Origin of the sequence: Methylobacterium sp. 391_Methyba4, assembly GCF_029691625.1 — a bacterium.
GTDB lineage: Bacteria > Pseudomonadota > Alphaproteobacteria > Rhizobiales > Beijerinckiaceae > Methylobacterium > Methylobacterium fujisawaense.
This window is the reverse complement of record NZ_CP121475.1, coordinates 1,796,413-1,809,399: the sequence shown is the minus strand read 5'-3', so window position 1 is coordinate 1,809,399 and position 12,987 is coordinate 1,796,413. Positions and strand designations below refer to the sequence as shown.

12 protein-coding genes are annotated in these 12,987 nt (G+C 70.5%); 6 read left to right on the top strand and 6 right to left on the bottom strand.

Annotation, left to right across the window (positions count from 1 at the left end; genetic code table 11):
• Nucleotide 1: 1 nt before the first annotated feature.
• From urtD to urtA, 4 genes are all read right to left on the bottom strand, one after another.
• Nucleotides 2–799 (bottom strand): urea ABC transporter ATP-binding protein UrtD, encoded by a 798-nt coding sequence (urtD, locus tag P9K36_RS08535; RefSeq protein ID WP_043389328.1) that lies wholly within the window; start codon nt 797–799, stop codon nt 2–4.
• Nucleotides 796–1,950 (bottom strand): urea ABC transporter permease subunit UrtC, encoded by a 1,155-nt coding sequence (gene urtC / locus P9K36_RS08530; RefSeq protein WP_043756577.1) that lies wholly within the window; start codon nt 1,948–1,950, stop codon nt 796–798. The genes urtD and urtC overlap by 4 nt, the downstream gene beginning before the upstream one ends.
• Nucleotides 1,951–1,955: 5 nt before the next feature.
• A complete protein-coding gene (gene urtB, locus P9K36_RS08525) occupies nt 1,956–3,530 on the bottom strand; it encodes an urea ABC transporter permease subunit UrtB (RefSeq protein ID WP_043756576.1) in 1,575 nt (524 codons plus the stop codon).
• Between the two features lie 280 nt (nt 3,531–3,810).
• On the bottom strand, nt 3,811–5,106 hold the full coding sequence (gene urtA, locus P9K36_RS08520; protein WP_043756574.1) for an urea ABC transporter substrate-binding protein: 1,296 nt from the start codon (nt 5,104–5,106) through the stop codon (nt 3,811–3,813).
• Between the two features lie 326 nt (nt 5,107–5,432).
• Here urtA and P9K36_RS08515 point away from each other — a divergent pair, with 326 nt between their 5' ends.
• Both P9K36_RS08515 and P9K36_RS08510 read left to right on the top strand, forming a co-directional pair.
• Nucleotides 5,433–5,651 (top strand): hypothetical protein, encoded by a 219-nt coding sequence (locus tag P9K36_RS08515; RefSeq protein ID WP_043756573.1) that lies wholly within the window; start codon nt 5,433–5,435, stop codon nt 5,649–5,651.
• A gap of 308 nt (nt 5,652–5,959) precedes the next feature.
• Nucleotides 5,960–6,739: a Crp/Fnr family transcriptional regulator gene (locus P9K36_RS08510; protein WP_043756572.1), complete on the top strand. Its 780-nt coding sequence runs from the start codon at nt 5,960–5,962 to the stop codon at nt 6,737–6,739.
• 49 nt (nt 6,740–6,788) lie between these two features.
• Here P9K36_RS08510 and P9K36_RS08505 read toward each other — a convergent pair whose 3' ends face one another.
• Both P9K36_RS08505 and P9K36_RS08500 read right to left on the bottom strand, forming a co-directional pair.
• Complete coding sequence (locus P9K36_RS08505) at nt 6,789–7,505, bottom strand: HWE histidine kinase domain-containing protein (protein ID WP_043355062.1); 717 nt, start codon at nt 7,503–7,505, stop codon at nt 6,789–6,791.
• 57 nt (nt 7,506–7,562) lie between these two features.
• A complete protein-coding gene (locus P9K36_RS08500; RefSeq protein ID WP_053609776.1) occupies nt 7,563–8,294 on the bottom strand; it encodes a Crp/Fnr family transcriptional regulator in 732 nt (243 codons plus the stop codon).
• Nucleotides 8,295–8,719: 425 nt separating this feature from the next.
• Here P9K36_RS08500 and P9K36_RS08495 point away from each other — a divergent pair, with 425 nt between their 5' ends.
• The 4 genes from P9K36_RS08495 to P9K36_RS08480 are packed head-to-tail and all read left to right on the top strand — an operon-like array spanning nt 8,720 to nt 12,982.
• Nucleotides 8,720–9,649: an ABC transporter ATP-binding protein gene (locus P9K36_RS08495; RefSeq protein ID WP_043756571.1), complete on the top strand. Its 930-nt coding sequence runs from the start codon at nt 8,720–8,722 to the stop codon at nt 9,647–9,649.
• The gene (locus P9K36_RS08490) at nt 9,646–10,539 is read left to right on the top strand and encodes a branched-chain amino acid ABC transporter permease (protein WP_043389310.1); all 894 of its coding nucleotides are present in this window, start codon (nt 9,646–9,648) and stop codon (nt 10,537–10,539) included. The genes P9K36_RS08495 and P9K36_RS08490 overlap by 4 nt, the downstream gene beginning before the upstream one ends.
• A 7-nt stretch (nt 10,540–10,546) precedes the next feature.
• Entirely contained in the window at nt 10,547–11,581 is a 1,035-nt protein-coding gene (locus P9K36_RS08485; protein WP_278306906.1) for a branched-chain amino acid ABC transporter permease, read from the top strand.
• A gap of 33 nt (nt 11,582–11,614) precedes the next feature.
• The gene (locus P9K36_RS08480) at nt 11,615–12,982 is read left to right on the top strand and encodes an ABC transporter substrate-binding protein (protein ID WP_278306905.1); all 1,368 of its coding nucleotides are present in this window, start codon (nt 11,615–11,617) and stop codon (nt 12,980–12,982) included.
• Nucleotides 12,983–12,987: the final 5 nt, after the last annotated feature.

Sequence of the window (12,987 nt, the reverse complement as noted above, 5' to 3'; positions counted from 1 at the left end):
GTCATCGTCCCAGATAGACTTCGACCACCCGCGGGTCGGCCGAGACCGCGTCGATCGAGCCCTCGGCCAGCACCGCGCCCTCGTGCAGGCAGGTGACCCGGCAGCCGAGGTCGCGGACGAAGTGCATGTCGTGCTCCACCACGAGGACGGCGTGCTCGCCCGCGATCCGCCGGAGCAGCCGGGCGGTCTCGGCGGTCTCAGCGTCGGTCATGCCGGCCACAGGCTCGTCGACCAGCAGGAGCTTGGGGGCCTGGGCGAGGAGCATGCCGATCTCCAGCCACTGCTTCTGGCCGTGGCTGAGATCGGCGGCCGGGCGGCCCCGGTGGGCCAGCAGGCCGACGGTCTCCAAGAGGGCGTCGATCCGCGCGGCCTCCACCCGGTTGCGCCAGCCGAACAGGGAGGCGAAGGCCGCGCGGGGGCCTTTGAGGGCGAGGAGGATGTTGTCGGCGACCGTGTGGCTCTCGAACACGGTCGGTTTCTGGAACTTGCGGCCGATGCCGAGGTCGGCGATCGCCGGCTCGTCGCTCCTGAGCAGGTCGTGGGTGCCGTCGAACAGCGCGATGCCGCTGTCCGGCCGGGTCTTGCCGGTGATGCAGTCCATCATGGTGGTCTTGCCGGCGCCGTTCGGCCCGATGATCGCCCGCAACTCGCCCCGGGCCAGGGTCAGCGACAGGCCGCGCAGGGCCTTGTAGCCGTCGAAGGTGACCCGCAGGTCGTCGAGGTAGAGGAGCGCGTCCGTCTCCCGCTTCCGGTTGGCGGGGCCCCGGGCGTCCGGGCGCTCAACGAGGTCGGTGCTCACGAGCCCTGCCCTTCTTCGGCGAGTTTCGGGGCGATGTCGGGCTCCGGCGGCAGCGTGGCGGCGGCGCGCCGGGAGCCGAGACGCTCGATCGCGGTGCCGACGAGGCCGCGCGGCAGGAACAGCGTCACGACCACGAACAGGCCGCCGAGCGCGAACAGCCACGCGTCGGGCATCGCGCCGGTGAGCACGGTCTTGGCGTAGTTGACCAGCACGGCGCCCAGAGCCGCGCCGACCAGCGTGCCGCGCCCGCCCACCGCCACCCAGATCACCGTCTCGATGGAGTTGGTGGGGGCGAACTCCCCCGGGTTGATGATGCCGACCTGCGGCACGTAGAGGGCGCCGGCGACGCCGGCCATCATGGCCGAGACCGTGAAGGCCAGCGTCTTGAAGTGCTCCGGCCGGTAGCCGAGGAAGCGCGTGCGGCTCTCGGCATCGCGCACGGCGATCAGGATCTTTCCATACGCCGAGACCGTCATGACCCGGGCGATCAGGTAGCCCGAAGCCAAGGCCACGCCGGTCGCCACGAAGATGCCGACGCGGAAGTTTTGGGACTGGACGGAAAATCCCAGAAGATCCTTGAAGTCCGTGAGGCCGTTGTTGCCGCCGAGGCCCATGTCGTTGCGGAAGAAGGCGAGCATCAGCGCGTAGGTCAGCGCCTGTGTGATGATCGACAGGTAGACGCCCGTGACCCGCGACCGGAAGGCGAGCCAGCCGAACACGAAGGCGAGCAGCCCCGGCACCAGCAGCACCATCAGGGCCGCGAAGGCGAAGTGGTCGAAGCCCAGCCAGTACCAGGGCAGGGCCTTGTAGTTCAGGAACACCATGAAGTCGGGCAAGACCGGGTTGCCGTAGACGCCCCGGGAGCCGATCTGGCGCATCAGGTACATGCCCATCGCGTAGCCGCCCAGCGCGAAGAACGCCCCGTGGCCGAGCGAGAGGATGCCGCAATAGCCCCAGACGAGGTCGAGGCTCACCGCGAGCAGCGCGTAGGCGAGGTACTTGCCGAACAGCGAGACGAGGTAGGTCGGCAGGTGCAGGCCGGAGCCCTCCGGCACCGCGAGGTTCAGCACCGGCACGGCGCCGCAGAAGGCGGCCAGGACGGCGAGGAAGATCCAGCCCTTCAGGTCGATGAGAGGGGGGCGGGACGGCATGGGGCTCACGATTCCACCGCCCGGCCCTTGAGCGCGAACAGGCCGCGCGGGCGCTTCTGGATGAACAGGATGATGAAGACCAGGAGGCCGATCTTGGCGAGCACCGCGCCGACATACGGCTCGGCGAGCTTGTTGACGACGCCGAGTGTCAGCGCCGCCACCAGCGTCCCCCAGAGGTTGCCGACGCCGCCGAACACGACCACGAGGAACGAGTCGATGATGTAGCCCTGGCCGAGATTGGGCGAGACGTTGTCGATCTGCGACAGCGCCACCCCGGCGATGCCGGCGATGCCGGAGCCGAGCCCGAAGGTCAGGGCATCGACGTAGGGGGTGCGGATGCCCATGGCGGCGGCCATGCGCCGGTTCTGGGTGACCGCCCGGGTCTTCAGGCCGAACGACGTTTTTCTGAGCACGAACAGCAGGCCCAGGAACACGGCCAGCGCGAACGCGATGATCCACATCCGGCCCCAGGTGATCGACAGGCCGTAGAAATCGAAGGCGCCGCTCATGAAGGCGGGGGCGCCGACCTCGCGGTTGGTCGGACCGAAGATTGAGCGCACGCCCTGCTGCAGCGCGAGGCTGACCCCGAAGGTGGCGAGCAGCGTCTCCAGCGGGCGCCCGTAGAGGAAGCGGATGATGAACCGCTCGATCAGCACGCCGACGAGGCCGGCGACCAGGAACGCGCAGGGGATGCTGATCGCCAGCGACCAGCCGAACAGGGACGGCGCCTGGGTGCGGATCAGCTCCTGCACGCCATAGGTCGTGTAGGCGCCGAGCATCACCATCTCGCCGTGGGCCATGTTGATCACGCCCATCACCCCGAAGGTGATGGCGAGTCCGATGGCGGCGAGCAGCAGGACCGAGCCCAGCGAGATCCCGTACCAGACGTTCTGGAGGGCCCCGAGGATCGCGAGCCGCGTCTCGATCGCCGCGATGCCCCGGGCGGCGGCATTGCGCACCGCCTCGCTCGGATCCGCCGCCAGACCGCGCAGGATGCCCATCGCGTCGCCATCGCCCCGGGCCTGGATGGCGGGAATTGCGCCAATCCGGTCGGTCTCCGCGGTGCCGGGCCTGGCGAGCAGCACGGCGGCGCGGGCCTCGGTCAGCGCCTGCCGGACGGGCGCGCTGGTCTCGCGCGCCAGGGCGGCGTCGAGGGCCGGCAGGGCCGCCGCGTCCCTTGCCTTGAACACCGCGTCGGCGGCGATGCGCCGCTTTCCCGGATCGGGGCTCGCGAGGTCGAGCTGCCCGCGGGCGGCCTCGATCGCCCGGCGGACCCGGTTGTTGGCGCGCACGGGTTTGAGGTCGGGACTGTCGGCGGCGGCGGCGCCGGTCCGGGCGTCGACCAGAGTGCCGCCCTGCCGGATCAGCAGGGTCCTGTCGGCGGGGCGCACCAGCAGCCGTCCGTCCGACAGGGCCGACAGGATCGCGTCCGCGCGCGGGTCGCCGCTGGCGGCGAGGCCGGAGACGCCCGCCTCGATCTCGGCGTAGCCGTCCCCGGCGAGCTGGCCGTAGGGATCGGGCGCCTGGGCCAGCGCGGGGGCGGCCAGCAGCAGGACGAGGAGGGTGAGGAGACGGAGCATCGAGACTTTCGTTGCGCCTGGGAAGCGGGACGGGGACGCGTGCGGCACCTGAGTTCGCCAACGGGCGGCCGCGGTCTGCACGGATCGGTCGATGCGAGGCGCGACAGGCCCCCTCTCCCGCACGGGAGAGGGTTGGGGTGAGGGGTGCGCGCTGTCCGGAAGGACCCGATCCCTCACCCTGTCCCTCTCCCGCACGGGTGAGGGGACCCGCGCCTCACCGCGATCCGAAGGTGCCGGACCGAACTGGAGGTCCGGCACCTCCGTTCAGCGGGAGGGCCCCTCAGGCGCCGCCGCAGGTCTTGGTCTTGGTGTTGTAGTTACCGCACTTGAGCTTGACCCAGTCGGCCTCGAGGTCCTTCGAGCCCTCGAGCTGCTTCGACCACGCCTCGCCGGGGATCAGCCTGTCGGTCTTCCAGACCACGTCGAACTGGCCGTTCGCCTCGATCTCGCCGATGAAGACCGGCTTGGTGATGTGGTGGTTCGGCAGCATCGTGGCGGTGCCGCCGGTGAGGTTCTTCTGCTCGATGCCCGGCAGGGCGTCGATCACCTTGTCGGGGTCCGTGGTGCCGGCCTTCTCGACCGCCTTCACCCACATGTTGAAGCCGATATAGTGGGCCTCCATCGGGTCGTTGGTGACGGCCTTGGGGTTCTTCTTGAACGCCTGCCACTTCTTGATGAAGGCCTCGTTCTCCGGCGTCTTGATCGACTCGAAGTAGTTCCAGGCGGCGAGGTGGCCGACCAGCGGCTTGGCGTCGATGCCGGCGAGCTCCTCCTCGCCCACCGAGAAGGCGACGACCGGGATGTCGGTCGCCTTGATGCCCTGGTTGCCGAGCTCCTTGTAGAACGGCACGTTGGCGTCGCCGTTGATGGTCGAGACCACGGCGGTCTTCTTGCCGGCCGAGCCGAAGGCCTTGATCTTCGACACCTCGGTCTGCCAGTCCGAGAAGCCGAACGGCGTGTAGTTGATCAGGATGTCCTCGTCCTTGACGCCCTTGGACTTGAGGTAGGCTTCGAGGATCTTGTTGGTGGTGCGGGGATAGACGTAGTCGGTCCCCTCCAGCACCCAGCGCTTGGCGCCGCCGCCATCCTCCGACATCAGGTAGTCGACGGCCGGGATCGCCTGCTGGTTCGGGGCGGCGCCGGTGTAGAACACGTTCCGCTCGCTCTCCTCGCCCTCGTACTGGACGGGGTAGAACAGGATGTTGTCGAGTTCCTTGAACACCGGCAGCACCGACTTGCGCGACACGCTGGTCCAGCAGCCGAACACGGCCGCGACCTTGTCCTTGCTGATCAACTCGCGGGCCTTCTCGGCGAAGAGCGGCCAGTTCGAGGCCGGGTCGACCACCACCGGCTCCAGCTTCTTGCCGAGCACGCCGCCCTTGGCGTTCTGCTCGGCGATGAGCATCAGCATCGCGTCCTTGAGGGTGGTCTCCGAGATCGCCATCGTGCCCGACAGCGAGTGCAGGATGCCGACCTTGATGGTCTCCTGAGCCCGCGCGGGGCCTGCCCCCAGGGCGCCCATCGCGAGCCCGGCGGCCAGCGCGGCGGCCGAAGCCCAAGTTCCAAATGCCTTCATGGCGGTCCCCTGCGTCGTCTTCCTTGCGACGGTTCGGGGCTTCGCAAATCGTATGCCACATATTTAGGCATGCCTCATCGCGCGGCGGCCCGGCCGGAGCGGCGCACAGATGGGCGGCGTTTCGCCCGCGAGACCGGCAGCTTCATGCTGCTTCGGGCGGCGGCGGGATCAACCGGTGGGCATCTGCCATCGGGTTTTCGCCGACACGTTGATCGGGCGCGGATCGATGCCACTTACCTCAACCCGCGGCGCGCGGACGCGTCGCCCGACGGGCGGCAGCCCGCGGGCGGGTCGAAATCGGGTCCGGGCCTGTGCAGAAGGATGATATGGCAGAGCGCTACTATTTTCGCCTGAGCAGCGACGGCGAGACGATCGAGGACGAGGTGGGCGTCCTGGCCGCGTCGATCGCGCAAGCGGAAGCGGAGGCGCTGGTGCTGATCGAGGAGTTCCGGCGCGCCGGCGAGCTGCCGGACGCCGGGGAGGGCTGGCGCATGGAGATCCACGACGGGGCCGGCACCGTCCTGCGCACGCTTCAGCTTTCCTGATGCGCCGGGCTCACCCGCGCGATCCGGCCGAGCCTGGGCCTGACGGGCGGGTCTGCACGGCCTTTCCGTCGCGTGGCTCGTCCCGGCGCAGGCTGTGGATCCCAAACGGTCCGGCTCTTGCCCGGTTCTGCTGAACGCCGCATCCGGGCAGCGGTATGCCCGGCCGTTCAATGGTCCGGCGGATCGAGGCCGTCGGCATCCGGGGCCGGACGAGACGGTGATGTGATGACCCGAGGGAGTAGGAATAGGCGGTCGCGCGTTTACGCTGGCGCGGCTCGTGACGCGGCGCGGTCCTTCCGGAACATCCCTTGAACCCCTTCCTTCGCAAGCTGGCGCTGCGCGCAGACCTGGATGAGGCCGACATGGCCGCGCTGGACGCTGCGACCAGCGCGACCGCGCAGGTCGAGGCGGGGCGCGACTTGGTCTCGGAAGGCGAGCGGCCCGACGCCGCCTACGTGATCCTTCAGGGATTTGCCTGCCGCTACAAGCTCGTGCCCGACGGGGGGCGATCGATCCTCGCCTATCTGGTGCCCGGCGACGGCTGCGACCTGCACGCCTCCCTCCTCAACCGGGCGATCCACTCCGTGGCGACGCTGACGCCCTGCACCGTCGCCTCCGTGCCCTACCGGACGATCAAGGAGCTCGCCGCCCGCCGGCCCAACATCTACCGCGCCCTGTGGTGGTCGGTTCTGGTCGACGAAGCCGTGCTCCAGGAATGGCTGGTCGGGGTGGGGCGCCGGTCCGCCGACCGGCAGGTCGCCCATATCATCTGCGAACTCTTCGCCCGCCTGAATGCCGTCGGCCTCGGCCTGGAGCCCGACTACCGCCTGCCGCTGGCGCAGTCGGAACTGGCCGACACGGCGGGGCTCTCGAACGTCCACCTCTCGCGGGTCCTCTCGGATCTGCGCAGGGCCGGACTGATCGAGAGCGGACGCAAGAGCGTGCGCGTGCCGAACCTGAAGCGACTGCAGGACTTTTCCGGCTTCACGCCGGATTACCTCCTGCTGCCCGGATCGACCCAGACCCCGGAGGCGCTCGGCGCGCTCCCCCAGATGACCGGGCAGGTGCGGGCGGCATCGGGACCGTGAGCGCCGCCGGGGCCGGTGGGGGCCCGCATCGTCCTCCCGGGCCCGGATCTCACCGGCTGTCGCCGTCCCACGCCGTCTCGGGATCCTCGGCGACGTGGCGCCCGATCCGGGCGGTGAGCGGCACGCGGATCGCGCAGCGCAGCCCATCCGGCGCAAAGTGCAGATCGACCGCCGCGCCGAGCTCGTAGGCCAGCATCTCCGTCAGCACGTCCGTGCCGAAGCCGCGCCGGCACGGGGCCGTGATCCCGCTGCCGCCGGTCTCGGCCCAGGCGAGGCTGAGGACAGGCGGCTCGACCTCCAGGTTCACCCGCCACGTGGCGCGGATCCGGCCCTGCGGGAGCGCCAGGGATCCGTGTTCCACCGCGTTGCTGGTCAGTTCGTGCAGGGCCAGCGCAAGAACCTGGGCGGTCTTGGGGCGGAGGCGGACCCGCGGGCCGGCGAGGGTCGCCTGCTCCCCTTCCCGCGCGAGGTGGAACATCAACTCGTCGGAGATCAGGGTGTGCAGGTCGGCATCGCCGAACGCGTCCGTCGCGGCCTGCACGCGCATGATCGCGCCGAACCGTCCGTCGAGATGCGCCACGTAGCTCTCGACATCCGCGGCGCTCTCGGCGGACCGGTGCATGACCGTGCGCAGCATCGCCATCGTGTTGCGCATCCCGTGGCGCAGGCTGTCCGGAAGGCCGGCTTCGTCGAGCAGCCGGCGCAGGCGTGCGTTGTCGGCCTCCAGAGCCGAGAGTCGCTCCGCCGGGTCGCGAGGGTCTGTCATGCCGGGCCACTCCGGATGTCGTTCAACCTGCCTCAATCGCCACGGGGCCGGCAGGGTTCAGCATGCGACGATGCGGTCGACCTCCGTGCGGTGCAGATAGGCGGCGTCGAAATGCGCGAGCCGGGCGAGTGCCGCCGGGTCGTGGATGGTCAGGCGCCGGCTGCGCAGGGTGATCAACCCCAGGCCGCGCAGCTCCTGAAGCGTCCGATTGATGTGCACGCTGGTCTGGCCCATGGCGTCGCCGAGATCGTTCTGCGTCATCGGCATCGCGCAGGTATTGCCGTCCGCCAGCCCGATCGCCGTCAGCCGCGCATGCAGCTCGCAGAACAGGTGGGCGAGGCGCTCGATGCCGGTCCGGCTGCCGAGGCTGACGGTCCACTCGCGCTGGATCGCCGCGGTGGCCAGGCTCTCGCGATGGAAGGCCAGGTCGAGCCGCGGGCTGCGGGCGGTCAGATCCCGCATCGCGGTGCCGGAGATCTGGCCGAGGAGCACGGGCGTGATCGCCCCGATCGTGTGATCCATCTCGTCGAGGAGGAACACATGCGGATCGCACGGATCCCCCGGAAGCAGGAGCGAGACGATCTGGCGGCGCCCGTTGGCGAACTGCCGGTACCGGCAGGCCCAGCCGTCGAGGATCACGTTGATGGCGCGGGGATCGTCGCCCTCGTGGATGATGTCGGTGCGCGGGGCGACCATGCGGCTCGGGCCCATGGCGTCGGCCAAGCACATCCGGTCGTCTTCCGAGAGCCGGACGTAGCAATTGAGCTTGTGCGCGAGCGGGCTTGGCATGGCTGCATCTCCGCAACGGCCTGAGCGTGCAACCCTACATTTTGTTTCCGCGCATGAATACTTACATAGATTAGTTTATGCTACCACAAGGTGTCTTTCCGCCTCTGCTGCCGGGCTGATTCAGCGATGTCCGGGCTCTGTCGCCGCGCCGGCAGGGCAAGATCTGACCGTCCCGTGCGGCCCGTCGGCGCGACGATGGAGGCGATCTCGTGCCGCCGCTCCCCGGCGGGAGAATGTTCGCGTGTCGTCCTGAAATTGGAAAGACTGTGCTTTTGACTTCATCCGCGCTGAGCAGCAGGATTTGAACAGCAGGAGCATCGAACTGTCCTCCCGGGACGGATCATCGTCTTGCGTCTCGTCTTCTCTCAACGGGTGCCGCCGGTTCGCGCCGAAGCGGGCGGCCTGTCCTGAACGGAATCCGGATCATGCAGCCTGCGCTGCGCCTCGTTCGAACGGGACGGGACGGCAATCGGCCCCTCCTCCCGGGGCCCGCCCCCCGCCCGGCTGCCGTCCCCGCTCCCGGCGGGAGCCCGCATCGGGACCGGGCGGGACGGGTCCTGTCGGTCGAGGGGCTGTCCCTCGCCTTCGGCGGCACGGTGGCCTTCGCGGAAATCGACCTCGCGGTCGGGGCCGGCGAGATCCATGCGGTGATCGGGCCGAACGGCGCCGGCAAATCCTCGCTGATCAACGCGATCACCGGCCTCTATGCGCCTCAGGCCGGGCGGGTGCGGATCGGCGCGGAATCCTTCGCCCGGGTGCCGGCCGGGCGGCTCGCCGCATTGGGCGTGGCCCGGACCTTCCAGAACCTCGCCCTGTTCACGGGCCTGAGCGTCCGCGACAACGTCCTGGCGGGGCTCGCGGCGGCGCGGCGCGCCGGGCTCGGGGCCCAGATCCTGGGCCTGCCGTCGGCCCGGCGGGAGGCGCGGGCGCACCGCGACGCCGCCGAGGCCGTGATCGGCCGCCTCGGCCTCGGAGCCGTGGCCGACCGTCCGGCGGGCAGCCTCCCCTACGGGCTCCAGAAGCGGGTCGAACTCGGCCGGGCCCTGGTGGCCCGGCCGCGACTCCTGCTCCTCGACGAGCCGATGGCCGGCATGACGGCGACCGAGAAGGCCGAGATGACCGGCTTCATCCGGGCGGCGCGGGAGACGTCCGGGGCCGCGATCGTCCTGATCGAGCACGATATCGGCGTCGTCATGCGCCTCTCCGACCGGGTGACCGTGCTCGACCACGGCCGCCGCATCGCCACCGGCACGCCGGCGGAGGTGCAGGCGGACCCGGCGGTCATCGCCGCCTATCTGGGACTCGCGGACGGGGATGCGGACGGGGATGCCGACACGGGCGCGGCCGCCGCATGAGCCCGGATCTCGCCTTCCTGATCGAGGTCGTGGTCGGCGGCCTCCTGTCGGGCGTGATGTACGCCCTCGTGGCGATCGGCTTCGTGCTGATCTACAAGACCTCGGGCGTGCTGAACTTCGCGCAGGGCGCGATGGTGCTGTTCGCCGCCCTCACCTTCGTGAGCCTGACCGAGCGCGGCCTGCCCTTTCCCGCAGCGCTCGCCGCGACCCTCGCCGCGATGGGGGTGGTCGGCCTCGCGGTGGAGCGGACGGTGCTGCGGCCGCTGGTCAACCAGCCGCCGATCACCCTGTTCATGGCGACGCTGGGCGTCGCCTACGTGATCGAGGGCGCGGCCCAGCTCGCCTGGGGCACCCAGGTCCACGGGCTCGACCTCGGCATCGACGACACGCCGATCGATCTCGGCGGCGTGCTGGTGAGCCGGTTCGACCTGTTCGCCGCCGCGACCGCCGGCCTGATGGTGGCGCTCCTCTCCGCCTTCTTCCGCTACACCCGCACCGGCCTCGCCTTCCGGGCGGTGGCGGACGATCCGCTGGCCGCCCTCAACACCGGCCTGCGCCTGCCCCGGATCTGGTCGGCGGTCTGGATCGCCGCCGGGATCGTCGCGCTGGTGGCGGGGCTGCTCTGGGGCGCGCGGCTCGGCGTGCAGTTCTCCCTGTCGCTGGTGGTGCTGAAGGCCCTGCCGGTGCTCGTGCTCGGCGGCTTCGATTCCATCGCCGGGGCGATCGTGGCCGGGCTGATCGTCGGCGCGGTGGAGAAGGTGTCGGAGGTCTATCTCGGGCCCGTCATCGGCGGCGGCATCGAGGGCTGGATCGCCTACGTGGCGGCGCTGGGCTTCCTGCTGGTCCGGCCGTCGGGCCTGTTCGGCCTGCGCGCCGTCGAGCGGGTCTGAAGACGCCATGGACGCCCTCCCCCGCGCCGCGCCGCGCCCCCACCTGCCCGCCGGAGCCCTCGGCCTCGGCGCCCTGCTGGTCCTGGCCTACGGGATCGTGCCGCTCACCGGCACGAGCTACCTGTTCGAGGCGCTGCTGACGCCGTTCCTGGCCCTGGCGCTGGCCGGCCTCGGGCTCAACCTGCTCACCGGCTATGCCGGGCTGCTCTCCCTCGGCTCGGCCGCCTTCATGGCGGTCGGGGCCTACGCGGCCTTCAACCTGTCGCTGCGCCTGCCCGGTCTGCCGCTCCCGGCGTCACTCCTGCTCGCCGGCTTCGTGGCGGCGCTCGCCGGGCTGGCGGCGGGGCTGCCGGCCCTGCGCCTGCGGGGCTTCTACCTCGCGGTCTCGACGCTCGCCGTGCAGTTCTTCGTCGCCTGGGCGCTGAACCGGATCGGCTGGATCTCCGACGACAGCCCCTCGGGCGTCATCACCGCTCCCCGACTGGTGGTGGCCGGCCTGTCCTTCGACGATCCGCGCGGGCGCTACCTGGTCTCGCTCACGGTGGTCACGCTGCTGACCCTCGTCGCGTGGAGGCTCGTGAGCTCCCCCACGGGCCGCAACCTCGTGGCGATCCGCGACAACGAGACCGCCGCCCGCCTCGTCGGCGTGAAGGTCGCCCGGACCAAGCTCCTGGCCTTCGCGGCCTCGTCCTTCGTGATCGGGATCGCCGGGGCGCTGTGGGCCTTCGCGTATCTGCGCACCGTCGAGCCGGCGGGGTTCAACCTCGACCGCTCCTTCCAGATCCTGTTCATCGTCATCATCGGCGGCCTGGGCACCCTGCGCGGCGCCTTCCTGGGCGCGGGCTTCATCGTGGTGCTGCCCCTGCTGCTGGCCCGCCTCGGCGCGGCGCTCCTCGGCGACGGCTTCGATTCCGGCACCCTGGAGATGGTCCAGCGCATCGTCCTCGGCGCCCTGATCGTGGCCGTGCTGATCCGCGAGCCCGCGGGCCTCGCCGCCCTCCTCGACCGGGCCGGCCGCCGCCTCGGCCGCCGCGCCGCCTGATCCCCTCCCCGTCTGACCAACCCCAGGACGACCATGCCCCTGACGACCCGCCTCCGCGCCGCGCTCCTCGCCGGCACCGTGATGCTCGCCGCCGCCGCGCCGCGCGCCGGATGGGCCGACGAGCAGTATTTCCCGCTCCAGAGCTACCGGGTCGGCCCCTACGCGGCCGGCGGGACCGGCTTCTTCGGCGGCTTCATCGACTATCTCAATCTGATCAACGCCCGGGACGGCGGCGTGAACGGCGTCAAGCTCACCTGGAGCGAGGGCGAGACCCAGTACGAGGTCGAGCGCGGGGTCGAGGTCTACGAGCGGCTGAAGTCCCGGCCCGGCATCGCCGCCTGGAACCCGCTCTCGGTGGGCATCGCCTACGCGATGATCGACCGCATCACCGCCGACAGGGTGCCGCTGGTCACGATCAACCACGGCCGCACCGATTCCACCGACGGGCGCGTCTTTCCCTACGTCTTCCCGCTGCTGCTCAACCCCTACAGCGAGACGAGCGGCATCATCCAGTATCTCGGCACCCGCGCGGGCGGCCTGGACAAGCTCAAGGGCAAGACCGTCGCGGTGCTCTACCATGGCTCGCCCTACGGCAAGGAGACGATCCCGATCTACGCGCAGCTCGCCGAGCGGTACGGCTTCACGGTCGCGCAGATCGAGGTGCCCCATCCCGGCAACGAGCAGCAGTCGCAATGGCTGACGATCCGGCGCCTGCGGCCCGATTTCGTGGTGCTGCGGGGCTGGGGCGTGATGAACCCGGTGGCCCTCAAGACCGCCCAGAAGACCGGCTTCCCGGCCGACCGCATCGTCGGCAATGTCTGGTCGAACTCGGAGGAGGACGTGATCCCGGCAGGCGACGCCGCCAAGGGCTACGTCGCCATCACCACCCAGGCCTCGGGGACCGCCTATCCGGTGATCCAGGAGGTCGTCGGCAAGGTCTACGGGGCTGGCAACGGCAACCTCGCCGACAGGAAGCGGATCGGCAGCGTCTACCACAATCTCGGGGTGCTGAACGGCATCCTCAACGTCGAGGCGGTGCGGATCGCGCAAGGCAAGTTCGGTGCGCGCACGCTCACCGGCGACGAGGTGCGCTGGGGCTTCGAGCACCTGCGCCTCGACGAGGCCCGGGTGGCGGCGCTCGGCGCCAAGGGCCTGTTCCACTCGATCAACGTCACCTGCGCCAACCACGAGGGCGAGGGCCGCGTCACCTTCCAGCAATGGGACGGGGCGAAGTGGACTGTGGTGTCCGACTGGATCGCCCCCGACTGGGCGAGCCTGCGCCCGATCATCGAGGCCTCCGCGACCGCCTACGCCAAGGAGCACGGCCTCACCCCGCGCGACTGCGCGGCGGAGGAGGCCGCGGACGCGGCCGGCAAGCAGGCCGCCGCGGCGGCCCGGTGAGCGCC